Source organism: Paenibacillus sp. N3/727, from assembly GCF_022637315.1.
GTDB lineage: Bacteria > Bacillota > Bacilli > Paenibacillales > Paenibacillaceae > Paenibacillus_AQ > Paenibacillus_AQ uliginis.
This window is the reverse complement of sequence record NZ_CP093336.1, coordinates 1,316,300-1,338,869: the sequence shown is the minus strand read 5'-3', so window position 1 is coordinate 1,338,869 and position 22,570 is coordinate 1,316,300. Positions and strand designations below refer to the sequence as shown.

At 46.5% G+C, this 22,570-nt stretch carries 22 protein-coding genes; 2 read left to right on the top strand and 20 right to left on the bottom strand.

The features are described from left to right. Positions 1-107: 107 nt before the first annotated feature. The 3 genes from MNQ98_RS05960 to MNQ98_RS05950 form a co-directional block, all read right to left on the bottom strand. Positions 108-1,283 carry a response regulator gene (locus MNQ98_RS05960; protein WP_241932366.1) on the bottom strand — a complete coding sequence of 392 codons (1,176 nt, stop codon included), beginning with the start codon at positions 1,281-1,283 and terminating at the stop codon, positions 108-110. Next, entirely contained in the window at positions 1,276-3,003 is a 1,728-nt protein-coding gene (locus MNQ98_RS05955; RefSeq protein ID WP_241932365.1) for a cache domain-containing sensor histidine kinase, read from the bottom strand. Before MNQ98_RS05955 ends, MNQ98_RS05960 begins: the two co-directional genes overlap by 8 nt. Before the next feature lie 203 nt (positions 3,004-3,206). Next, positions 3,207-4,913, bottom strand: coding sequence for an amylo-alpha-1,6-glucosidase (locus MNQ98_RS05950; RefSeq protein ID WP_241932364.1), 1,707 nt, complete (start codon positions 4,911-4,913; stop codon positions 3,207-3,209). A gap of 282 nt (positions 4,914-5,195) precedes the next feature. Here MNQ98_RS05950 and MNQ98_RS05945 point away from each other — a divergent pair, with 282 nt between their 5' ends. Next, a complete protein-coding gene (locus MNQ98_RS05945) occupies positions 5,196-5,822 on the top strand; it encodes a DUF3298 and DUF4163 domain-containing protein (RefSeq protein ID WP_241932363.1) in 627 nt (208 codons plus the stop codon). 96 nt (positions 5,823-5,918) lie between these two features. On the opposite strand, the gene htpG is transcribed toward MNQ98_RS05945, so the two are convergent. The 5 genes from htpG to MNQ98_RS05920 all read right to left on the bottom strand — a co-directional run bounded on the left by htpG (position 5,919) and on the right by MNQ98_RS05920 (position 10,125). Then, complete coding sequence (gene htpG / locus MNQ98_RS05940; RefSeq protein ID WP_241932362.1) at positions 5,919-7,799, bottom strand: molecular chaperone HtpG; 1,881 nt, start codon at positions 7,797-7,799, stop codon at positions 5,919-5,921. Positions 7,800-7,951: 152 nt separating this feature from the next. Next, positions 7,952-8,236 carry a hypothetical protein gene (locus MNQ98_RS05935; RefSeq protein WP_241932361.1) on the bottom strand — a complete coding sequence of 95 codons (285 nt, stop codon included), beginning with the start codon at positions 8,234-8,236 and terminating at the stop codon, positions 7,952-7,954. After that, positions 8,236-8,433: a hypothetical protein gene (locus MNQ98_RS05930; protein ID WP_241932360.1), complete on the bottom strand. Its 198-nt coding sequence runs from the start codon at positions 8,431-8,433 to the stop codon at positions 8,236-8,238. Before MNQ98_RS05930 ends, MNQ98_RS05935 begins: the two co-directional genes overlap by 1 nt. A gap of 19 nt (positions 8,434-8,452) precedes the next feature. After that, positions 8,453-9,661 carry a hypothetical protein gene (locus MNQ98_RS05925; RefSeq protein WP_241932359.1) on the bottom strand — a complete coding sequence of 403 codons (1,209 nt, stop codon included), beginning with the start codon at positions 9,659-9,661 and terminating at the stop codon, positions 8,453-8,455. Next, the gene (locus MNQ98_RS05920) at positions 9,658-10,125 is read right to left on the bottom strand and encodes an RNA polymerase sigma factor (RefSeq protein WP_241932358.1); all 468 of its coding nucleotides are present in this window, start codon (positions 10,123-10,125) and stop codon (positions 9,658-9,660) included. The genes MNQ98_RS05925 and MNQ98_RS05920 overlap by 4 nt, the downstream gene beginning before the upstream one ends. A 365-nt stretch (positions 10,126-10,490) precedes the next feature. Here MNQ98_RS05920 and MNQ98_RS05915 point away from each other — a divergent pair, with 365 nt between their 5' ends. Further along, positions 10,491-10,715: a hypothetical protein gene (locus tag MNQ98_RS05915; RefSeq protein WP_241932357.1), complete on the top strand. Its 225-nt coding sequence runs from the start codon at positions 10,491-10,493 to the stop codon at positions 10,713-10,715. Between the two features lie 148 nt (positions 10,716-10,863). On the opposite strand, the gene MNQ98_RS05910 is transcribed toward MNQ98_RS05915, so the two are convergent. From MNQ98_RS05910 to MNQ98_RS05855, 12 genes are all read right to left on the bottom strand, one after another. Next, complete coding sequence (locus MNQ98_RS05910) at positions 10,864-11,589, bottom strand: nucleoside phosphorylase (RefSeq protein ID WP_241932356.1); 726 nt, start codon at positions 11,587-11,589, stop codon at positions 10,864-10,866. A gap of 1 nt (position 11,590) precedes the next feature. Then, entirely contained in the window at positions 11,591-12,265 is a 675-nt protein-coding gene (locus MNQ98_RS05905) for a sulfite oxidase-like oxidoreductase (RefSeq protein ID WP_241932355.1), read from the bottom strand. Positions 12,266-12,350: 85 nt separating this feature from the next. Next, positions 12,351-13,274, bottom strand: coding sequence for an ABC transporter permease (locus MNQ98_RS05900; protein WP_241932354.1), 924 nt, complete (start codon positions 13,272-13,274; stop codon positions 12,351-12,353). Then, entirely contained in the window at positions 13,258-14,325 is a 1,068-nt protein-coding gene (locus tag MNQ98_RS05895) for an ABC transporter permease (protein WP_241932353.1), read from the bottom strand. Before MNQ98_RS05895 ends, MNQ98_RS05900 begins: the two co-directional genes overlap by 17 nt. Then, positions 14,322-15,818, bottom strand: coding sequence for an ABC transporter ATP-binding protein (locus MNQ98_RS05890; RefSeq protein ID WP_241932352.1), 1,497 nt, complete (start codon positions 15,816-15,818; stop codon positions 14,322-14,324). Before MNQ98_RS05890 ends, MNQ98_RS05895 begins: the two co-directional genes overlap by 4 nt. A 75-nt stretch (positions 15,819-15,893) precedes the next feature. After that, complete coding sequence (locus tag MNQ98_RS05885) at positions 15,894-16,931, bottom strand: BMP family protein (RefSeq protein ID WP_241932351.1); 1,038 nt, start codon at positions 16,929-16,931, stop codon at positions 15,894-15,896. A gap of 277 nt (positions 16,932-17,208) precedes the next feature. Next, entirely contained in the window at positions 17,209-17,937 is a 729-nt protein-coding gene (locus tag MNQ98_RS05880; RefSeq protein WP_241932350.1) for an ABC transporter permease, read from the bottom strand. Next, on the bottom strand, positions 17,934-18,665 hold the full coding sequence (locus tag MNQ98_RS05875; RefSeq protein ID WP_241932349.1) for an ABC transporter ATP-binding protein: 732 nt from the start codon (positions 18,663-18,665) through the stop codon (positions 17,934-17,936). Before MNQ98_RS05875 ends, MNQ98_RS05880 begins: the two co-directional genes overlap by 4 nt. Next, a complete protein-coding gene (locus MNQ98_RS05870; protein ID WP_241932348.1) occupies positions 18,666-18,893 on the bottom strand; it encodes an AbrB/MazE/SpoVT family DNA-binding domain-containing protein in 228 nt (75 codons plus the stop codon). Positions 18,894-19,121: 228 nt separating this feature from the next. Next, positions 19,122-20,474: an MATE family efflux transporter gene (locus MNQ98_RS05865; RefSeq protein ID WP_241932347.1), complete on the bottom strand. Its 1,353-nt coding sequence runs from the start codon at positions 20,472-20,474 to the stop codon at positions 19,122-19,124. Between the two features lie 208 nt (positions 20,475-20,682). Next, the gene (locus tag MNQ98_RS05860) at positions 20,683-21,330 is read right to left on the bottom strand and encodes a M23 family metallopeptidase (RefSeq protein WP_241932346.1); all 648 of its coding nucleotides are present in this window, start codon (positions 21,328-21,330) and stop codon (positions 20,683-20,685) included. A gap of 241 nt (positions 21,331-21,571) precedes the next feature. Then, positions 21,572-22,555 carry a GNAT family N-acetyltransferase gene (locus tag MNQ98_RS05855; protein WP_241932345.1) on the bottom strand — a complete coding sequence of 328 codons (984 nt, stop codon included), beginning with the start codon at positions 22,553-22,555 and terminating at the stop codon, positions 21,572-21,574. Positions 22,556-22,570 lie beyond the last annotated feature (15 nt).

Below are 22,570 nucleotides of genomic sequence, written 5' to 3'. Positions count from 1 at the left end.
AATTGAACCGCTTTCATCATAACTCGAATGAAAGCGGTTCAAAACGTGCACCGATCTGCAAAATATCGTTATTTTGTTCGAATTGTAAGGTAGGGGTGTTTATTTGTTCAGAATGACTCCTTTTTTTGTTCGGTACGGTATTGGCTTGGCGTCTGGCCCGTACATCGTTTGAACCATTTGCTGAAATATTTGCTGTCTCCAAGACTCGTTCGCTCTGCTATTTCCTGCATTGTCAGTGTCGTTTCACGCAGCAGACAATAGGCGAGCCGGAGCTTTCGTTTATATTGAAAAGCGACGAAGCTGTCCCCTACCGTTTTTTTGAACAGAATTGAAAAATGGCTGCGGCTTAATCCTACCTTGTGTGCCAGTTCCCCAGCCGACCAGTCCGTTGCCGGGAACTCATGCAGTAAATGAATAGCTTGCCAGATTGGCTCAGGCCAATTTTCGCCCGTCAGTCCGTATATCCGCTCCAGCTCGGCTTCCTTATGAAGTAACAGAAATCCTTCCTTCAAATCTTCACAATCCCGGAGAATTCCCTGCACACTCCATTTCAGTTGCCCGCATCCACTTTTGATCTCAACCAGCAGGCTGTCTGCGTCATCCTTAAGCGATTCAGGAACGGCCCAGTAACATCTGTCTGCACCATACGATATAAGCTTGCCCTCACACATGCTCCGGTCATATATCTCCTGAACCTGAAGAATATCATCCCAATTCCTACCGCACCCCGCAGTCTTGACCAGATAAAGGTATAGGGACTGTCCATCAAACTTCCAACTACTGTGGTGTAGCTTCCGGATCTCCTCCAAAAACTTATCATTCTGACCATTAAGCCATGCAAAAAGATGCGTCGATAATCGTTCCTCATCTTCAAGACTGGAAACCGGGGCGTCGGCCATTTCCCGCTGGAATTTGCTCAGCATCGCTTCAAGCTCTTCATCCTCAAAAGCTGTTTTCAGTAAATATCCCGAAGCTCCAAGACGTATCCCCTCTTGGGCATATTCAAAGTCCCGGTGGCAGCTGAGAAGAATGATTCTGGTTTCCTCCGCTTCTTCCTTCACTTTACGGGACAGCTCGATTCCGTCCATTTCAGGCATGACAATATCCGTAATGACAACCTCCGGACGGTGTTCCAAAAAAGCTTCCCAGGCGGCCTGTCCGTTAGCAGCATCGGCCACGACTTCCATCCCGAATCGCCCCCAGTCTACTGTCGTGCGTAGTCCTTTGCGTACAATGCTCTCGTCATCTGCAATCAGTACCTTAATTTTCTTAGTACTATTCATCGGAAGACTCCTCTCTCTTAGGCCACCGAATGGTGATAATAGTCCCTTCACCCTTAACCGAATGTACGGATAGTCCGTATATCGGTCCAAAATGCAGCTTGAATTTCTGGTCGGCATTCCGCACCCCAAGTCCGCCGCGACCACTTCGTTTCTCGCCAGGCAAGAATAACTTCGCCAGCTTCTCCTCCGTAATTCCTGCCCCATTATCCTGTAGCGTAAGGAGAAGATCTCCCTGCTTCTCGGTGATCTTCATATGAATTTCCCCTTTGCCATCTACAAAAGCATGGAAAAAAATATTTTCGAACAGCGGTTGCAGTGTCATCCGCGGTATGACATATTGACGGAGCGATTGTTCACAATCCAGCTTATAACGGAAAACGTCCCCATACCTTATTTCCTGGATTTTTAGAAAGTGCTCAATCATGCGCAGCTCCCTCCCTACAGTAACCAGCTCCTGAGAAATGTCTAGATTACCCTCCAGCACCATGGTTAGATGGTACAGCATCTGCCGGATGTCCTCAGCCCCTTCCAGCCGGGCTTTCCACTGTATGGAGTTCAACGTATTGAACAGCAGATGTGGGTTGATCTGATAATGAAAGGCCCGAAGCTCCGCTTCCTTCTTAAGCCTCTCGCTTTGCTCCACTTCACCGATCAGCGATTGAACCCCCGTAACCATCCGGTTAAAGCTAATGTCCAAGCTGCCAAGCTCATCCTTGCCCTCAATCGGCGTTCGGGTATCGAGCTTACCAAAGCTTACCTTTTGCATGGAATCCTTCAGTCTTCTTATCCTGGAGGTGAAACGGGAGGAGAACAAATAGGCGATTCCGAAAGCGAGCAGGCAGGAAATGATAGCGACCACCATCGTATTGGCTCGGATGACACCCGAGGACTGATAGAAAGCTTTAGCCGGAATTCTTGCTTCCATAGTCCATTGATTTACGGCAAGCGTCCGTGTCCATGTAATATCACTTTCTTTAGGATCATAGGCCGTATCTGTCTCATAAACCACAGTCCCGTCAGGAGATTTAATGAGCAGATGGGCATGGGTATCTGCCTCAAACTTTTTAAACATATGTAGCAGCTCTTCGGAATTTTCCTCAATCAGAATAATACTGCCGTTCTGGGCTTTGTTTGGATGATGGATCGGTACCGCTAAACCGATGACAGGTACACCAGGTTCACCGCTCTCTATCGCATGATCTTGCTTGTAAAATCCGAGCCAATAGGTCCCGGTGTACGTCTCAGGCCTCTTTTTCCATAAAGGTATATTGTCAAGCTTGGCAACATCCAGATTGTTCTCCCCGTAATAGTAGCCCGACGTTGTAATAATGTAGATGCCGGCGGTCGAATGAGTCCGAAGAGATTTCAATAGGGATTCAAAATCGTTCTTCTCCATAATTTCACTATAAGTTGAAGGCGCCCGTTTACCGATCCTCGTGTGGGCAGGATCCAGCAAATAGGAATAAATGGTTTCCGCCGTCTGCTTCATCCGATTTAACGTTGAACTGGTCTGCTGCTCCAACTGCGCTACCGCATTATCTCCGTATTTGCCAAACTGAGAGTTAATAACCCGAGTGGATTGATAATACGACAAACCGCCAAGCGAAAACAGCGGTATAAGCGTAACGATTAAAAATCTGAAAAGCAGCTTGGTTCGTATGCTCTGATAATCTCCGGAGAAGACCCGACCGGAAAATCTTTTAGTCCGCATATGGTTCATGGTTACACTCCCCGCTGTCCTAACTTATTTATCCATCATAGCATGGTCTCTTCACTTCCTTGACCATGACCTCCTTATATTTGTTAACGCTTTCATTATAAGCGCCAAAAAAAAGGTTGTAACTAGGCGCCCACTGGAAAACAGGAAAAGCACCTCTCCTGCAAGGTGAAAAAACGCCTGCAGAAAAAGTGCATCCTTTATGGTCATATCGTATATTCATGTCCAAGAATCAAGAACACGCTTGAAGTCCAGGTGAAGGCTCTGTCCCGAAGCCCAGCTCCGGTCATAGCATCAAAATTTTCAGCCATACCGCTAACACTGAGCATACGGCAGAAACGATTTGAAACCTCCCTCGCGAGTTCCAAGTCGCCGGCCGCAGCCGCACCTTCGACAAGCAGCATCGTGGATGGTGCCCAGATCGGCCCCCGCCAATAGCCATCAGGTTTATAATAACGGCTGTTTACACTCTCAGTTGCCCAGCCGTTATCTGTCAAGAACCGGTTCTCGTCTTTAAGTCCTTCTAGAAGTGCGGTTCGTATATGCTCCGGCAATCGACGCCCCAGCAAGATCGGCACGAACAGCAGCAGGCTGTCTCCTTCCGACACCTCATGGGTTCCTGAACGGCAGGCTATGAATCTGCCGTCTTTCCAAAAGTGTCTGATCATGTCCTCAAGCGTATCGTCAGCTTTCTGTCTCCACGCTTTGGACTCTTCCGACAGGCCAAGCAATCCGGCGATTTCGGCCAGAATCTCCATCTGAAGAATAAGAAAGGAAGCAAGATCAGGACTTTCTACAGGGATACCGTTATTAAACGCCGTGCTGTTGTCCCACCCCGAATCATTGCCGTGGTTATACTGTGGAATTCCGTCGCCGTCACTATCCCGATAAGTGAACCACCACCGCGTCCATTTGGATAAGGGGCCATAGACTTCGCGAAGCTGCGGCTCCTTAATAAAATCAGTCCGACTCATCATCCAAGACAAGGTCCAACCGTGAATCGGCGGTTTGTTGCAGTTCCAAAGCTCGTATTTATCATTTACAAAATCGGGAATCAAACCACTCTCATCCTGTCGGTCAAAAAATATCATGAATTGATCCCAGGCCAACTCCGGGTTGTGGCGGACGAGTGCCATTGCATTAAAACAGTTGTCCCAGCTCCATATGTTGGTCATCCAGTTTTTCGACATGTACATTGCAGGACGGGTCAAGCAGCCTTCGGCTGGAACAAGGCAGGACCAGGTGATATAAGCTGCCAGTTCCCTGGCTTCCTGCCAGCGATTGGGTACGATGAGGGTATTTTTCAGCCAGCCTGCATAATCCTGTTGGACCTTTTGGACGGCATCGTCAAAGGCTTCCCATTCGGTTCGGGGCTCCTTAACCGTAATAAACTCCTCTACAGCGAACTCTACTATATTGGTCCCGGCTTCCACGGTGAACTCCGCTACAACGCGTGAACTTTTAATTTCGTTCCATTCGACTTCCATGTTCATTAGACCTGTAAGCCGAGTAAGCATAAAGCGGCAGCCATGCGTAAAACTGTTCACTTCCCAGCTGTTTTGATCTGCTTCATAAGCATAATCATAAGCCGCCGGGAAGAAAGTAAGCCGTATACCGCATCCTTCCGAACGGAACCTTACGGTTCGAGAATCAGGTATGCAAATTTCGGCGTGCATATCTGGATCAGAACATATTAACCTGATGATTTCGGGTGAAGCCTGCGGTTCAAATGAAACCGGCTCGTTCTGCCGGCCGAGTAGCTCAATAAGAAATGCCTCGCCAAATTTGTCATCCCCTCCGCGGACAGAACGCAGGTAAAGCCCCTTTTCCCGGTCCTTTCCTTCAGGCAGGAGGGAAACCGCCAGAAAGGATTCTCTTCTGCTAAAAGGTACGATATTCAGATCAAAATTCATAAGCCGTCTCCTTCACTGAGGTATCGCCTTCATTGTAAGCCTTCTCATGAAGGAATAGGAACGGCATGATGTTTTATGGGAGAAGGAATATTGTTGGCAGCACTCTTGAAGGAAAGGTGGAGGTGTCATTTTGTTAGGCGGATGGTGGCAATTTATCAGATTCGTGGTCTTGTGCCGAACAAGTTCCCGTCAATTCCGGTTCCTTTTCGTATTTAATATATGTCACCGAGTGATTCTTGAAGGAATAGGCTAATGTATATGATGTGAAATGGAGCGAATATCATGACCTACTATGAACCGCCGGTCGAAATCCGGACTCTTACCTATAGTGCTCCCGGTACCGTCATTCAGTACCCGCAGGTAACCGGGCTTGCCAACCGTCAAGCCGAGGAGAGGATCAACAGGGCAATTATCCTTCAGATTCAAGAAATGCAGCGCATCCAGCAGGGTGTACAGACGGGTACGAACCCGGAAACAACCGGACATTTTGAGATCAAAACGAACGAAAGAGGCATTCTCAGTCTTCTGCTGAGTAATTATACTTACTCTATACCGATGGCCCATGGTTACACAGTTGCCAAAGCGCTGACCTTCTCTACTCGAACAGGTCAATCGTATAACCTGTCCGACTTGTTCCGTCCAGGGTCAAACTATTTGGCCCTCTTGACTGCTGAAGTTAACCGGCAGATCAAAGAACGGAACATTCCTACCTTAGAAGGAAATGTCGTTACCGTCCAACCTAGCCAGGATTTTTATCTAGCTGACAAATCGCTTGTTATCTTTTATCCACTCTATGCGATTACCCCTTACTATGTCGGAATTCCGATGTTCCCGATCTCGGTGTACTCCCTCCAGGGTATTGCTACCGAGAACGGCCCGCTTATGATTTTGGCTGCCGATATTGTGTGAATGAAAGAGGGATGTCTCAGGTCAACGAGCCTTTAGAACAAGAAATAAACCAGACCCTTCGGGGTCTGGTTTATTGAGTTCGCTTATACGATCTTCTTACACCATGATTTTGCAAATATCATTCGTGAACTCTACCGGATCTGAAACCGGCAGACCTTCGATCAACAGTGCCTGATTGTACAACAGGTTGGTGTACAGTGCCAATTTTTCCTGATCACCTTGATGAGCGTCTTTCAAGGATTTGAACACCTCATGGTTCATGTTAATTTCCAACACTTTATCCGCTTTAATGTCTTGACCGTTCGGCATCGCCTTGAGGATTTTTTCCATCTCAATGGTTAGATCGCCTTCAGCAGTCAGACATACCGGATGGGATTTCAGACGCTTGGAAGCTCTGACACTCTTCACCTTGCCGCCCAAAATGCCGCTCATCGACTCGAACAGCTCCTTGTTCTCGCCTTCTTCAGCTTCGCTTGGTTTATCATCCGCATCCGGCTCAATTCCAAGGTCACCGCTCGATACCGACTTGAATTCTTTTTCCTTATAAGTCATCAGCATCTTAATCGCGAACTCATCCACATCATCGGTGAAGTACAAAATTTCATACCCTTTATCAGCCACCATCTCAGTCTGCGGGAGCTTCTCAATCCGTTCAATGGATTCACCGGAAGCATAGTAAATGTATTTCTGATCCTCAGGCATTCTCGATACGTACTCGTCCAGGGTGACCAGTTTCTTCTCTTTGGAAGAGTGGAACAGCAACAGGTCCTGAAGCACATCTTTATGTTGGCCGTAGTCGTTATACACACCGAATTTCAGCTGTCTGCCAAATGCTTGATAAAATGTCTCGTAGTTCTCTCTTTCTTCTTTCAGCAGGCTTTGCAGAGCACTTTTGATTTTGCTCTTGATGTTCTTGGCGATCATCGTCAGCTGACGGTCATGCTGGAGCATCTCTCTCGAGATGTTCAGTGACAGGTCTTCGGAGTCCACCATACCTTTAACAAAGCTAAAGTAGTCCGGAAGCAGGTCTCCACACTTGTCCATAATCAGAACGCCGTTGGAATACAGCTCAAGCCCCTTCTCATATTCCTTCGTGTAATAATCGAATGGAGTGTTTTCCGGAATGAACATAATCGCATTGTATACGACGGCGCCGTCAGCTTTAATGTGAACATGCTTCAGCGGCTTATCAAAGCCATAGCGTTTCTCAATATAGAAGTTCTCGTAATCTTCATTTGTCAGCTCGTCTTTATTTTTACGCCAGATCGGAACCATACTGTTGACGGTTTGCTCTTCCTGGTATTCCTCGAATTCGTTCTCGGTGCCTTCTTTTGGTCGCTGGCCTTTGATATCCATCTTGATCGGATACCGGATGAAATCGGAATATTTTTTAATAATGGCTTTTAAGCGATACTCCTCAAGATATTCATCGTACTGGTCGTCTTCCGTGTTCTCTTTAATCTTCAGAACAATCTCCGTACCTACGGAATCCTTCTCGCAAGGCTCGATCGTATAACCCTCGGTTCCCGTAGATTCCCACTTGAACGCTTCATCGCTGCCCAATGCTTTACTTGTCACAGTCACTACATCCGCAACCATAAAGGCCGAATAGAATCCAACACCGAATTGTCCGATGATATTGTGGCCGTCCTTCGCTTCATTCTCACTCTTAAATGCAAGGGAACCACTCTTCGCGATAACCCCCAGATTGTTCTCCAAGTCTTCTTGGGTCATCCCGATTCCTGAATCGGTAATCGTCAACGTGCGGTTCTCTTTATCCGCCGTTACCTTGATATAATAGTCCTCTTTATTAAACACCAAATTATCGTCAGTGAGTGCTTTGTAGTAGATCTTGTCGATGGCGTCGCTTGCGTTAGAAATCAGTTCTCTGAGAAAAATTTCCCTCTGCGTATAGATGGAATTAATCATCATTTCCAGCAATCGTTTAGATTCCGCTTTGAATTCCTTTTTAGCCATGGATGAATCTCCCTTCAGACATTAATAATCTTTTTAGCACTCCCATGTCGAGAGTGCCAACACTTCTTTTATTTAACACGTTATATTTTTTAATGTCAATATGTTGGGGGATGATTCTCTCCTTGTACCCTAAGCATCACTACGAATTCGGATTATTCTTCCGATCGCTCTTGCCCCCAGATTTCTTTATATATATTTATAATATCGTTGAAATCCGGGGACAGCTTATGCTTCCGATGCGAGCTTTCCTTCGGAAAGCTTTCGGGCGACCACTGTCGTTTCTCCAGAATAATTCCGCCTTCTCCGTTGAAGCATGTCGTTCTCCCAGCTACCACCATCGTAAAATGACCAGTAAAAAAGGCCAACCAGTATTCTCTGGTTGACCTTATAATACGAAGGCGGACCCCCCAACAAATAACAGTTAAATTTAATTTCATTAAAGCATTCTTCTTCCCATCCTCATGATGCTCTCAAGTAATGATCTCCACTTGCCTCCGGATTTCCCCACACCGCCCGTTGATGCAGCAATTTCATTGTGGAGAAGACGCGCTTCCTGCAACAACCGACATTGTTCCAATTCCTGTAGACGATCGTTCGCATACTGTTTAGCTAGATCTTCATTATTTATATACAAGGCTCACACCTCATTTCATTTATAGCGACAACATTCCTACATTACCAATGCCCGCTGACTCTTCTTCCATTCCCTTCACTCTAGTCATGCCTGTATTGCTTCTAAGGTAAGGGTGTAACACACCTTTCATTCTGTTATCTGCAACAATCACCTCGCCAAAAAGGTCAAGAGATCGCAATGTATCCTTTAGCACTTCCTCTGTCACATCGTCGTCTAAATTCAGTGTTCCATCAACAATGAAACTGATAGGATGCTCCATAGCTATGAGCTGCTCCTTCGACCACTTCTCCTCACCATCAACGAATACAAAAGCATGCTCATAACTGACGATTTCGGTATTTAGATCTGGGCAGCGCTCCCACACCAGATCCTCTACGTCTTCACTGCAAATAATAAATGAGGAGGACTGAATCTCCGCAATCGCACTGCTGAAGGCTTCCCGTGACACATCGGCTTCAACAAAGATAGGCTGTTTCGTGTAAAATTTTTGATTTTTAAAACGGCGGATGGAACGGGCATTAAGTCGAAGAGACTTAGTCAAATACTGATATCCCGCAGGAATGACTTGAACCAGCCCGTTAATGGCCTGTATTTTATCGTAGAAATAAGGGGACTGCTCTTCATAAATAATCGCCTTTCCATTAATCCGGAGACAATCCATTAGAGTTGCAAACTGTTCCATATCCAGATCCTTGTCGAATTTCAGCACTCCGTTTACAACCAAATGTATCGGTTCCCTAGCGGAAGCTAAGTAGGCGTTCGTCAGCTGGAACTTCCCCGATTCAAAGCGTGGTAAAAATTTATACGTATGAATTTCGACACTGGCTCCTCCTGCTTTAAGAAGTGATGCCGTAACAGCGCCAGCCAGATGCTGCGGAGTATAGACTTCTCCATTCACAACCAGATGCAGCTGTCCTTTCTGGAATGTCTCCAATGTTACATGCTGATCGATCATAACAACACCGTTAACAAATACATTCTCCTGTTGTTCCAAGAGCTTAAAATATTCCTCATTGAGGTGCAGCGTGCCATTGTAGTAACGGTGACCCTTGGGTATTTCCAGCGTTTTGCCGATATTGCCCGCATTTTTCAAAAGTGTCAGCAGGTGAGCCGTCTCTGCCCGGTATAGAACCATCCCGATGTTTCCAATCCGTTCAATGCTTTTTACGCTCTCCTCGGTTGCCTGTGTAAGATCCAACATCCCAACATTGCCAATCACTTTACTCATTTCATATCATCCTCCCAAAGTTTCCTTAACCTCTTGATTGCAATTTGCAGTTTGTACCGAACTGTCGCTGCAGGAATTCCGAGCTGTTCCCCGATTTCCTGACTGGACATGCCAAGCCAGTAACGTTTAAACACGATATCACTCTGTGATTGCGGCAGGCGGCCAAGCCATTCTGTCATTTCTATACTGTGGCTTGGAGCAGGAAACACGGCCACATCTAGATCTTCTTCCCACGATACAAGCCGCCTCTCCCGCCGGCTAATATCGATCATGCGATTTTTAATTACTCTGAAGAACCAGGCCTTTTGCTTGTGTACAGGCAGGTCTACCAGCTTTGCTTCATTCATTGCCTTCATAAAGGCATCCTGCACCAGATCGTCAGCTTCAAACTCATGTTTCGCAAGCGATCTGGCATAACGGTATACATCAGCCTTCAGATTTTCATAAAGATCACATACTTCCATTAGCCAACCTCTCAACTTTACGTTTTGTCTTTCCTGTTAATATAACGTTTGACGAAGACGAACTGATGGATTTATTTTTAAAAAATTTCACGTGTAAAGGTTATTGAGAAGAATGTTGTGATGCTGTGCAAAAAATAGTGAGTAAAGTAAGAAATTCTTAAGAATCACGTATGAAATAAGTGAGTTTTAGGAACTAGAATAAATTTATCTTAACAAGTGAGAGGAGAAAATTAATGATGATCCTACTACAATTGTTGCGGCTGTTCTTCTGGCTTCGTTAATGTGCAATATTGAGGTAAATACCACTTCAAGCACTCTTTTCGATAAATCTGATACATATAGTAAATCTTTTGGAGGTGAAGTAAATGGAACAAAGAATTGAAAAGGCTATTGATAATGCACTTGATAGTGCTTCACCGCAGCTTTATATGTTTGGTGTTGGTTTCGGAATTGTGCTTGTCATATTAGGAATTGTCCTTTTTTTCGCTAGCAAACGTAAAAAAGGAAACGGAAGCAAAACAAATGCTGGTTTGATTTGTGCGGTAATTGGTATCCTCGCTATTGTGAATGGAACTGTCCAAATGTTCTAAAACAAAAAAAGAGGCCGCCCAAAAGTTTATACTTTTGGGACGGCCACGTATGCGCGAGTTTGTATCTTAAAAGTTTAACGTGCGTCTACAATTTGATCGGTATTACACCGCCTAGAATCGCCATCTTCATATTATTTCTTCTTCCATGCTATTTCGCCAGCTTCACAACCGCCTGTAGTGCAGCATTAATCTCGCGTTCCACAGCATCTGCAACAACGTTCGTGTTTGGATCGTACTCTGCCGCAAGATCCGCATCGGCAAAGCCGTCCATCGCCACAATCGCGCCAGCTCGAACGCCCCGGATCGCCGCAACAACATACAATGCCGCTATTTCCATCTCAACGCCGAGTGCTCCAGCCGCTTTGTATTTCTGATGAGGTACTTCCTCAACACCGTTGAAAAATACATCCAGCGTAACCGTAATTCCCTTGCGGACCACGCCTTCACCGATCGATAGTGCGGATTCGTATAACGCCTCCGTAACTTCACTGTCAGCTACCGCCGGGAAACCATCCGGCACAAGCTGACGGGTCAACCCATCAGTCCGTACAGCAGCCGTACTGACCACAAGGCTCCCGGCAGGTATATCTGCATGGTAGGAGCCGGCGGTGCCCACACGGATCAGCGTCTTCACACCAGCACGAATAAGTTCCTCGAAGCAAACAGCTGCACCGGGCGAACCAACACCGTGGCTTGTGACCGCGAGCTTCACGCCTTGGTACGTTCCGACAAATGTCCGGTATTCACGGCTAAACGCCAGCTCACGTACGTCTTCCAACTTGCCTGAAATAACCTCCGCACGCTTCGGGTCACCGCAGACGACCGCATATTCAGGAATGTCTTCTGAATTTACTTGCAATATTGGCATCAACATATTAATCATACTCCTTACGTGTCCATTCATCTTCGGGTATTGGTAGTGCTTCTCCACTAAACCGCTGTTCCTCAAAAGGATCGGCTTCATTGTGGAAGCCATTCTGCTCCCAGAAGCCCGGGCGGTCCTCCTTCATAAATTCAATCTTGCGCAGCCATTTGGCGCTCTTCCAAAAGTACCGGTGCGGCACGACTGTCCGTAGCGGCCATCCGTGCTTCTCCGTCAGCGGCTCGCCGTTGAAGCGGTAAGCCATAAGCACATCATCCTTCATCAAGTCCTCCATCGGCACATTCGTATCATAATCCGGATCCGCATGGAACATGACGTATTTCGCTTCCGGCTTCACCTTCAGCAGCTTCAGGAAATCTCTGAACAAGATGCCCTCCCACCTTGTATCGAACTTCGACCACCGGGTAACACAGTGAATATCACAATCAACCGTCACCGTCGGCAACGCCATTAGTTCCTCATAGGTGAACGTCCGATTCTCTTCAACCTCTCCAAATACCTCAAGCGTCCACTCGGACAGGTCGTAATGAGGAACTTCTCCTTCATGAAGAATCGGAAACTTCTCTGTCAGTGCTTGTCCAGGCGGCAGCTTGGCGCGCTGCTCCTCTGTAAGATTCGCGACAGGCATCGGCTTCATTTTCTTGAGCCGTTCCGCTTTTTTATGCATGGAATTCATCTCCTTCCGGCTGGTCGATCCGTACGTTTATGAATTTCTATTCTTTGAGGTTCAAGTGTGTACGTTCGTACGATTGCTATCTGGAGCTCGAACTTTGCTTTTGCGCATCCTTTAGGAAGCTCTTGTCTTTAAAGAAAAACATCACTGCAATCGTAACTACATACGGCAGCATTTGAGTGAAATGTGTCGGTAGCGCCAAACCTTGGAAACGGATGCTGACCGCCTCCATGAAACCGAACAGTAGGCTTGCCGCCGTTACGCCGAGCGGACCGGACTGTCCAAGCATGGTAGCCACCAACGCGATAAATCCGCGCCCTTCGGTCATTCCCTCCGTAAACATCGTCAACTGGCCGAGAGACAGCTGGGCGCCAGCCAGCGCACACAGCACACCGCTAGCTAATACCGCCCCATATTGATACCGGGGTACTCGAATGCCGATACTGCTGGCAGCAAGCGGGTTTTCTCCGGAAGCTAGGAACCGGAACCCATTTTTCGTGCGGTAGAAGTAGTACCACATCAAGCCAGCAATGATGAACGCCAAATATACCAGAGGTGTATGACCGGAAAGGATAGGACCAATGACAGGAATGTCCTCAATAATCGGAATGTTCCATTTTGGAAGACCAACCATCTCCTTATCATAAAAAGCGCCCTTCACATCGAAAATCGCCCGCAGGCTGAAGGTGGTCAAGCCAGCCGCCAGCGCGTTCATCGCAATCCCGACAACAATGACGTTCGCTCTCAGATTGATCGCCAAGTAAGCAAATACGAAGGAAAAGACTGAGACGACCATAATCGCAAAGAGGATCGCCAATATGACGTTTCCGAAAAAATGGTTGCCTGCTACCGCTGCAAAAGCCCCCAGCAGCATAAAGCCTTCCAAGCCGACATTAAACAATCCTACACGTGCGCACAATGCTCCCCCAAGCGCTGCGAGCAAAATCGGAGTAAGAACACGGAGGGCCGTATTCAGCAGAGCAAGATCAAACAGCTGTTCCATGTGACTTATTCCCCTTTCTGCGCTTCAGGAAGCTGTATGTGAACCTCGCGGATATAAACAGGATAAGCACGGCCTGGATAATGGCGCCCACTTCGAGTGGTACCTCCGTATTTCGTTCAACGCCCATTCCGCCCGTTTGTAATGCGGCCAAAAATATGGCTGAAATCAGCGTACCGATTGGATGAGATCCGGCGAGCAGCGCCGCCATAATACCCGTCCATGCGTAGTCGGCCGTAGTCAGTGCGCCGTCAATATACCGGTACTGTGAGCCGAGAATTTCAACTGCGCCGCCTAACCCGGCAAGTCCACCGCTGACAAACATCGCACCGATCATCATAGATCCCCGCTTAATGCCGCCGTACAAGGCAAACAGCGGATTGCCGCCGAGCATACGGACTTCATACCCAGAGACGGAACGCTTCAGCAACACATAAATCACCACAGCAGCGATCACCGCAAAAACAAATCCGATATGAAGCGGCATGCCAGAGAATAGCTTCGGTAGCCACACCTGGTTCTCAAGCATCGCCGACTGCGCCATGGCTGCAGAGCCCGATGTATCTTTCAGAGGGTAAGCAACGAGATAGCCTGCAAACAAATCTGCTACATAGTTCAGCAGCAGCGTGGATATGAGCAGGTTAACAGCAAATCTTGCGTCAAAATAACCAGCCATCACCGACCACAAGCCGCCCGCAATGATGCCCGCCAGTAGGGCGGCTACACAGACAAGCCAGCCCGGCCCCGGCATGTACAATCCGACCAGTGCTGCCGCTAACGCGCCAAATATCATCTGTCCCGGAGAGCCGAGGTTGAAAAATCCAGCCCGGAATGCAAAGGCGGCACCCAAACCAACCAAAATAATAGGCGTAGCTCTTGAAAGAGTATTCGTCAGAAAATAAAACCCGCCAAATGCTCCTTTCCACATTTCCGCATAAGTTTCCATGATATCCCCGCCCGCGATGACAATAGCAATCGCTCCAGCGAGAAGGCCGACAATAACAGCCACAATCGGCTGAAGCAGCGGAGAAGCATATTTCATTAGTTTGTTCATTGAATACTTCCTCCTGCCATCAACAGACCTAGCTTTTCTTCCGTGGCTTCCTGCGCCGGCAGCTCGCCGGCGATCCGCCCTTCATACATGACCAGAACCCGGTCCGACAGCTTTAATATTTCCGTTAATTCGGACGACACAAGCAGGATACCCGTGCCCTCATCCCGCCTTTTCAGAAGCTCGCCATGAATCGTCTCCATTGCACCGATATCAACGCCGCGTGTCGGCTCAGCTGCTATCAAAAATGGCGTCCCCTGCTCCAGCTCCCTCGCTACGATGAGTTTCTGCAGGTTCCCCCCCGATAAATACTGGGTGCTTGTCTCCAAGGAACCCGTCTTAATCGAGAACTTGCTTACCCAACCGGACACCAGCGAGCGGATGTCTTTCAGTTTAAGAAACCCATTCTTCTGCAAACGGCGATGATGTCCCATCATTCCGGTATCTAGAACAGTCGCTTCCCGGTTCGCTCCCCATACATATCGGTCTTCCGGTATGTGAGCAAGACCGTGTTCACGTATTTTGCGGGTCGACATTCCCGTGACGTCAGTGCTTCCGAGCGTAATCCGTCCTTGGTCCGGCTGCATGAGTCCCGATATTACCTGCAGCAGCTCCGATTGACCATTACCGGATATGCCGGCAATGCCAACAACTTCACCTGCCTGCACCGCCAGGTTGATCCCATCCAGCACCGGCTTTCCTTTGGTTCCGCGAATGGTCACGTCAGATACCTCAAGCACTTTATCACCGGGGTCCACCGGGTTCTTCTTCAGCTCTGCAAGCTCTCGCCCGACCATCATGCGGGACAGCTGATTCGCATCCGTCTCGCCCTTCTCCACAGTTCCCGTAACAGCTCCATCACGAAGTACGGTTATGCGGTCAGCCACGTCTAACACTTCATTCAGCTTGTGGCTGATCAGAATAAAACTTTTCCCCTGCTTCGCGAGCAGCTTGATGGCCTGCAGCAGCTCCTGCACTTCCATCGGTGTAAGAACGCCTGTTGGCTCATCCAAAATAATAATTTCGGCACCCTGATACAACACCTTTAAAATTTCAACACGCTGCTGAATACCCGGAGCACTGCTGCCTGTAACAGCTCTTGGGTCTACTTTCATCCCATATTGATCACAGAGCCCATCCACTATTTTGACGGCTTGCTTCCGGTCGAACCTAGCTGAGGAACCTGGCTCGTTACCGATCACAATATTTTCGGCTATCGTAAAGGAAGGAAAGAGCATGAAGTGCTGGTGTACCATCCCGATACCGTGATGGATGGCATCTAACGGGCTGGAGAAGGTAACTTCCTTACCGTTCAACCGGATGGAACCTGACGTTGGCTGCTCCATTCCGTACAATATCCGCATAAGCGTCGTTTTCCCTGCTCCGTTCTCGCCGACAATTGCATGTACCTCTCCGGCACGGAGTGAAAAATCGATGCCCCGGTTCGCGCTGAACTCACCATACTTCTTCGTTATTTTGTCCATTTGGAGTAGCATTGAAGTTCTTCCTTCCTTTCACTCATTAATGAAAGACCGACTGCCATGGACAGCCGGTCGAGGGTAGAGAACGAATTATTGTTCCAGAGCGTTCGTAACTTTGATCTTGCCAGCGATAATGTCGTCAGCAATCGCTTTTACCTTGTCCACAGTCTCTTGTCCAATAAAGTCATTCAGCGGGGATTTACTCTCGTGAGTAACGTAAGTAAGGCCTACGCCGCCTTCTTTCAAGCCATAGTCACGAACATCAAAGGAATAGTTGCCTTCAGTGAAGTCTTTAACCGTTTCGTACACAACGGTGTCCGTGCTCTTCAATTGAGCCAGGACTACGTGTTCAGGATCCACACCGGTGTTATCTGTATCTTGTCCTGAAGTGTAGAAGCCTTTTTCTTTCGCAGCTTCAAATACTCCAAGGTCACCAACAGCAGACAATCCAGCAACAAAGTCAGCGCCTTTCGAGTTTTGCAGAAGTGCGAACTCTTTCGCTTTTGCCGGATCAGTAAAGCTTCCGACATAGTTCACGAATATTTCGACATCCGGCCGAACGGATTTTGCGCCTTCTTCAAAGCCGGTAATATATTTGTGCATAATCGGAATGTCATTCGCAACGACATTGCCGATCTTGCCTGTTTTTGTCGACAACCCTGCTGCTGCACCGAGCAGGTAAGCTGCTTCATGTTCGCGGAATACAACACTGCGGACGTTAGGCAGGTCAACAACCGTATCGATAATGGCAAACGGCACGTCCGGATTTTCCGGTGCAACCTTTTTCAGTGCATCCTCCATCTGGAAGGTCGCCGTAATAATCAAATCATATTTTTCCGCAACAGCTGTACGAAGGTTTTGTTCAATCGAGGCCGGATCGGTCGATTCGATTGTCTTCACCTCAACGCCGAATTCCGTTGCAGCTTTCTTCAAGCCTTCATCCATCAATGCGAAGAACGGGTTTACACCGATTTTCTCAGGAAGAACAAGTGCAATACGTTTCTTATCTTTAGAGTCCCCTTTATCGCTGGCTGATGCATCGCTCCCGGAAGGGTTGTCGCTACCGCAACCTGCTAATAATCCGACGAACAGCACCATTGTTAATAGAATTGACCATGACTTTTTCATTCCTGCCCTTATCCTCCTCAGTTGTGCTTATCTTAGTATAGTTAATATCCTATGGTATGGCGCGGAATATGTCAAAGCAATTTTAGCGAATTGCTTTTTTATTTGGTATAATATTACAAATCGAATTATAATATGGTCATTTTACAGTACATTTTGATTGATAAAATTATTTAATGTTCGGAAATTGACGATATCCCATTTGAATCCCTTACTTTAAATTGACATGAAAAATATCAAAAAAAGCACCTTACGGTGCTTTCAGATCATCCATATAAAATTATCTCTTGCATAAACGTACAAATGCGAGCCCAGCTATTACTAAAGCAAGAGCCCCATATCCAGTACTCCACCAAAAATGAGCATTAAATGTATCGAAATTCTGGGCCAATACATCACGCGCTAATTGAATAGAATGTACAAAAGGAAGCGCATTCGCTACTTTTTGAAACGTGTCCCCTAACATACTTATATCCATCCACGCACCGCCTAAGAAAGACACAGCTGTAATAAAGATGGTACCAATACCTGAAATTTGTTTTTCCGTAAATAACGCCCCTAACAATAACCCGAGGAAAATGGACATAAGTGCAATGGGAAGAAGTGTTAAAATGCTCAGCGAGATATCCATTAAGCTAGACGATAAACCAAGAAACTTCGCCAATACAAAACAAATAATGCCTTGCAGCAATGCAAGAGGAATTAACGGTAATGCATAACCAAATACATAATCCATCACTGTTAATGGTGAAGCAAATAATCTTGTCAAAAACGCACTTTGCTTATCTTTAGAGATTAATAGTGCCGAAAACATCGTTAAAAAAGCAAAGCTAAATACAATCAAACCTGGCGTTAGATTTTCAACTTTAAATGTATCGAGAGGTGCGTTTTTTTCAATCGTTGTAAAGACGACTAAAAGAAGAAGTGGTAACGCAATGCCAAGAACAATGGAAAGTGGATCTCTAAAAATTTCTTTTCGATTTCTTCCTGCAAAATTAAGCATTTTCATATGTCACCTCTTGAATCGCAAATCGCTAAAAACGCCTCTTCAAACGACGTTGTATTTGTATTATTTTTCATTTCTTCCGCTGTGCCAATGGATTTTACAGACCCCTTCTGTAAAATACAAATACGATCTGCAAGTGCTTCTGCTTCCTCTAAATAATGCGTTGTTAGGACAATCGTCATCTTTCCTTTTAATTTCGAAAGCGTTGCCCACAGTTCACGTCTTGAACGAACATCCAGCCCAAGTGTCGGTTCATCAAGGAACAAAATTTGAGGATTTGTAATAAGCCCCATCGCAATACTTAAGCGTCGCTGCATACCGCCTGATAAAGCTTTTGCTTTATCTTTTTGTCGTTCCGTCAGCCCGAAGGTTTGAAGCATTTCCGTCGCTCTTTCTTTTGCTTCCTTTTTGGAGCTGCCATAAATGCCAGCGATTAACTCAAGGTTTTCTCGAATGGTTAAATTCGGTGCAACTGCTGTTTCCTGAGGAGAAATATTAATTTTTTGCTTCACAGAATCAGCGCCTGCGCGAATACTATCACCTAACACAAGAGCATCGCCAGCTGTAGGTGTTAATAGACAACAAAGCATACTGATTAATGTCGTTTTCCCAGCACCATTTTCTCCAAGCAAAGCAAAAAATTCGCCTTCCTCAATTGAGAAATCAAGGGAGTTAACGACAGTGCGATCTTGATATTGTTTCGTCAAATTATTTAATTTGATGGCTGCCAATTATTCTTCATCCTCCCGTATTTCTTGTGCTTTTAAAATGTCTTGCGCAAATTTAAACATCAGCTCATTTTTCACGATCGCAATGCCTTGCTTCTCATCTCCTAGTAGGAGTAATGAATCACCCGGTTTAATGTCAAAAACGTCTCTTGCTTCTTTTGGAATTACGATCTGCCCTTTTTCTCCTACTTTTACTGTTCCGAAAATATATTTTCCATCTGGTCCTTTCATTCCACTTACCTCCTATAATTCATTTAAGTATGACTAGTTATACTTTTCATACCAATTGTACACCATGTGTTAAAAAAATCCATCCAAAAATATACAAAAATAAAAATAGCGAAGTTGCGGGGGGCTGCCTGTTTGTTGAATGAAAATAGTTAAAAAGAAAAAAGACTGCATACAAACTCGATTTTTCATCGGGTTTGTCTACAGTCTAGAAGCATCTTCCGGTGCTTTTTATGATCCAAACGATCGAATCCATTTATATCGGTTCACTTTGACAATGGCTACAAAACATTTCAGAATCTGATCTGATTTCAGACAAATAAACGTAATTAGTGGCGACAGATTAAATACAAAGGCACAAAGGAATGAGGACGGAAGTACGATGAGCCACATAAAAATAAAGTCATTGTACAGCACAAACTTGGTGTCCCCGCCACTACGCACAATGCCGGTCAAAGCCGGCATCTGATAAGCGGTTCCGACCACGGTAATGGACATTACCGTCATAAACTGCAGTGCGAGCTCCTTGGCTTCGCCGGATATCGAGTATAACCCTAACACGTGATCCTTTAGAATGAACAATACGGCCCCTGTACACAAACCCAAGAAAAGATACAGAATCTGAAGCGTTTTGGCATATGCTTTGATCTTATCGGCATAGCCTTCCCCAATCGTTTTGCCGATCAGAACGGCTGTTGCACTAGCCGAAGCATAAATCACAACGCTCACCAGCTGGAATATAGTAGTTGCAATACTGTTAGCTGCGATTGCAGCCTCACCCATATGTCCGAGAATAGCGGTTTGCGCGCCCATAGCGAGCCCCCAGATCGTATTGGATAACAATATAGGTGATCCGACTTTGATGTACTGCTTGAACAAGCTAAGATCGATGCGGAAGAAATCCTTCAGCTTCAATAAAATTTTGCGGTCGTATTTCTTGATGTACACACAGATAATAGCTGTTTCAATCATTCTCGCTATTAGTGTTGCTATGGCAGAACCTCTAACTCCGAGCTCTGGAAAACCGAAATGGCCGTAAATCAGTACATAGTTCAACCCCACATTAATAATCAGCGTGGACAAGGATACGATAAAGCCGATTTTGACCGTCTCTACACTGCGCAGAGAGGCGAGCAGAATGCTTGTAATGGCAAAAAACACATACGAAAAGCATATGATCTGTAAATATTTTACTCCCTCGTTGATGACACTCTCCCCACTGGTAAATATCGAAAGTGTGGCGTGAGGGAAGAAAAACACAACGGCCCATAATACTGCACTTAACACAACGGCCATCCGCATCCCGATGCTTGCAACTTTTTTAATAGCCCCGATGTCTTTAGCGCCCCAATATCTTGACGCCATAATAACGAGCCCCTCACCCGCGCCCATAACAAGCATGTGCAGCAGGAATTGAATCTGATTCGCGAGCGCCACGCCGGAAAGTGCAGATTCGCTATATCCACCCAGCATGACATTGTCCGACAGGTTTACCCCGAGGGAAATAATGTTCTGCAGCCCGATGATCAGAGTTAGCCAGAAGAAACTCTTGTAAAAATGCTTCTCTCGCACAAATAAACTCACGATAGGAATACCTTCTTTGTCGTTTAGTTATGTATCCTTATCCAATATATACTAACTCTTCAAAATAATCAGTACACCTTATGTTTATATTGATAGATTGGCATATAAACAGAGTTAAAAAGGGGAGGCTCCCCATCAAATGGAGGCCTCCCCTTTGTCCTGAAAAATATGATATATCGTACTCCGGTATGGAGTACCGTAATGCAAACTATTCTATTGGAATCCCCTTCTCTATCCGTTCCTCAACCGACATGTTCTGAATGTCCTCCATGCTGTAGAAAACTTCATCCTCCTCGAGCTGAATGAAATCCGGCACCGGCAACAAATCCGTCTCCTCGGTCGTGAATAAATCTGAGGCAATACTGTATTCAGGGAAGAAATTCGTTATCGGATTGACGGGAGTAGAGGAATTGTCTATTTGGCAGGCACTTGCACATTTTCTTGTCTCAAAATGAAGATGGACACCAGTGGCATCCCCCGTCTGACCCATGTAACCGACGGTGGTCCCTTTACTTACATTTTGATTGAGAGATACGGAAGGTGATTGGTTCATGTGAGCGTATCTGGATTGATAATTCGTATTGTTGATGACATGATGAATGTAGACGACCCAACCATAACTTGTTGACCAACCTGATCTTGACACGGTACCGCCATAGAAGGCGACAATCTTATTGCCGGCTACACCAGCAGTCTTGGCTCCAATGTCAATTCCATTGTGGCCACTGCTGAAACCTTGTGTGATCCTTGTTGATTCAGGTACGGGCCAGGTGTATACACTGTTTGCAGAAGCAACTGTGGAGAGTGAGGCAATACATAAAGCAAGCACCGATAACAACGTTACCAATCTCTTCATGACTCTATCATCTCCTTTTTATGGTAAATACACTATAAGTTTATCATATATTATATATTTGTAAATACTTAATATAATTGGAATTTAAGTTTTTTGATAGAGTGCAGGTGATAGAAGAACAGATGATAGAAGAACACTCCCAATAAGCTCCGCAATTGATGCGGCGCAAACGATTATCTATCATCCTTTCACCTACCATCTGCAATTCTTCTCTATCATTTCCCTGCATCTGCGTGCTCAACTAAAGCTCGCACACCATCTTGTAATTCCCGGGCTCCGCCCGGAAACCGATCAGATCACGGTTAATTCGCAGCATGGGGGCATTCATAGAGTCGTTGTGTGTTCTCAAATAGGGGACTCCGCATACACGGGCCGTTTGCACGCCGAGCATCTTTAAGGCAAGTGCAATACGGCGGCCGCGGTATTCCGGAAGCACGCCGGTGTATTCGTGATACATCGCTTGTGTCTGCTCGTTCTGCTGCAACGTGACAACGCCGATGTAGCGATCGCCATCCTTGGCGATATGGATCCATTCCGGGCGCGCACCGGCTTGCCCGATGCTCCACTTTTTCCATTCTTCAAACCAGGGAAAGTCGCCAGCGTAGCCTGGTATATCCGAATGAGTGACCTTATACAGCTCATAGAGCTTTCTTTCACTCGCTTCCCCCGGCTCATCTGCAAGCGTAACAAACCGGATTCCGGCCTGTTCTGCCTCATTGATCGCATCATACAGATTACCGCCGTCAAACGATGCCAGGTCCAGAACGGATTCGAACATGTGGCGTTCCTTTACGTAGCCGCGACGTTCCGCAAAAGCTACCGAACGATCATCTGTCTCTCTCAAAAAGCTGATTAAACGCGAGGCTTTGACCTCTGCAGCCCACTGATGAAGCGTATCGTGCAAAGCTCTTCCTATCCCGTTCCCTCGACTTTCCGGATGAACGACATTGGTCTGGATTAATGTTCCGGGATCCGTCCATGGAGCCCGCCACGCGATCGCATAGCCAACAACTTGACCAAACTCGTCCTCCGCCACCCATTGGGGACGGTCCCATCCCATAAGCTCGCCCTTTTCATTGTAATCCAGCTTCCCCGGAGGAATTTGGTCCTCCTCTGCCTTCAAGCGTTCCGCTGTCGTCGGTTCCGACCAGATCCAATTCAACAGCTGCGCAACCGCCGAAAAATCGTCCGGCTGCCGCATCCTTCGAATTATAAATTTTGTCATATTTCCAATCTCCCA

Bases quoted from the DNA above. Each gene is read 5' to 3' on its own strand.
- MNQ98_RS05880 (WP_241932350.1), bottom strand. From the start codon at position 17,937: ATGAAAATGCTTAATTTTGCAGGAAGAAATCGAAAAGAAATTTTTAGA.
- MNQ98_RS05950 (WP_241932364.1), bottom strand. From the start codon at position 4,913: ATGAATTTTGATCTGAATATCGTACCTTTTAGCAGAAGAGAATCCTTT.
- MNQ98_RS05960 (WP_241932366.1), bottom strand. From the start codon at position 1,283: ATGAATAGTACTAAGAAAATTAAGGTACTGATTGCAGATGACGAGAGC.
- MNQ98_RS05885 (WP_241932351.1), bottom strand. From the start codon at position 16,931: ATGAAAAAGTCATGGTCAATTCTATTAACAATGGTGCTGTTCGTCGGA.
- MNQ98_RS05895 (WP_241932353.1), bottom strand. From the start codon at position 14,325: ATGAACAAACTAATGAAATATGCTTCTCCGCTGCTTCAGCCGATTGTG.
- MNQ98_RS05900 (WP_241932354.1), bottom strand. From the start codon at position 13,274: ATGGAACAGCTGTTTGATCTTGCTCTGCTGAATACGGCCCTCCGTGTT.
- MNQ98_RS05935 (WP_241932361.1), bottom strand. From the start codon at position 8,236: ATGAAATTAAATTTAACTGTTATTTGTTGGGGGGTCCGCCTTCGTATT.
- htpG (WP_241932362.1), bottom strand. From the start codon at position 7,799: ATGGCTAAAAAGGAATTCAAAGCGGAATCTAAACGATTGCTGGAAATG.
- MNQ98_RS05910 (WP_241932356.1), bottom strand. From the start codon at position 11,589: ATGTTGATGCCAATATTGCAAGTAAATTCAGAAGACATTCCTGAATAT.
- MNQ98_RS05945 (WP_241932363.1), top strand. From the start codon at position 5,196: ATGACCTACTATGAACCGCCGGTCGAAATCCGGACTCTTACCTATAGT.
- MNQ98_RS05955 (WP_241932365.1), bottom strand. From the start codon at position 3,003: ATGAACCATATGCGGACTAAAAGATTTTCCGGTCGGGTCTTCTCCGGA.
- MNQ98_RS05915 (WP_241932357.1), top strand. From the start codon at position 10,491: ATGGAACAAAGAATTGAAAAGGCTATTGATAATGCACTTGATAGTGCT.
- MNQ98_RS05860 (WP_241932346.1), bottom strand. From the start codon at position 21,330: ATGAAGAGATTGGTAACGTTGTTATCGGTGCTTGCTTTATGTATTGCC.
- MNQ98_RS05890 (WP_241932352.1), bottom strand. From the start codon at position 15,818: ATGCTACTCCAAATGGACAAAATAACGAAGAAGTATGGTGAGTTCAGC.
- MNQ98_RS05855 (WP_241932345.1), bottom strand. From the start codon at position 22,555: ATGACAAAATTTATAATTCGAAGGATGCGGCAGCCGGACGATTTTTCG.
- MNQ98_RS05925 (WP_241932359.1), bottom strand. From the start codon at position 9,661: ATGAGTAAAGTGATTGGCAATGTTGGGATGTTGGATCTTACACAGGCA.
- MNQ98_RS05920 (WP_241932358.1), bottom strand. From the start codon at position 10,125: ATGGAAGTATGTGATCTTTATGAAAATCTGAAGGCTGATGTATACCGT.
- MNQ98_RS05870 (WP_241932348.1), bottom strand. From the start codon at position 18,893: ATGAAAGGACCAGATGGAAAATATATTTTCGGAACAGTAAAAGTAGGA.
- MNQ98_RS05905 (WP_241932355.1), bottom strand. From the start codon at position 12,265: ATGCATAAAAAAGCGGAACGGCTCAAGAAAATGAAGCCGATGCCTGTC.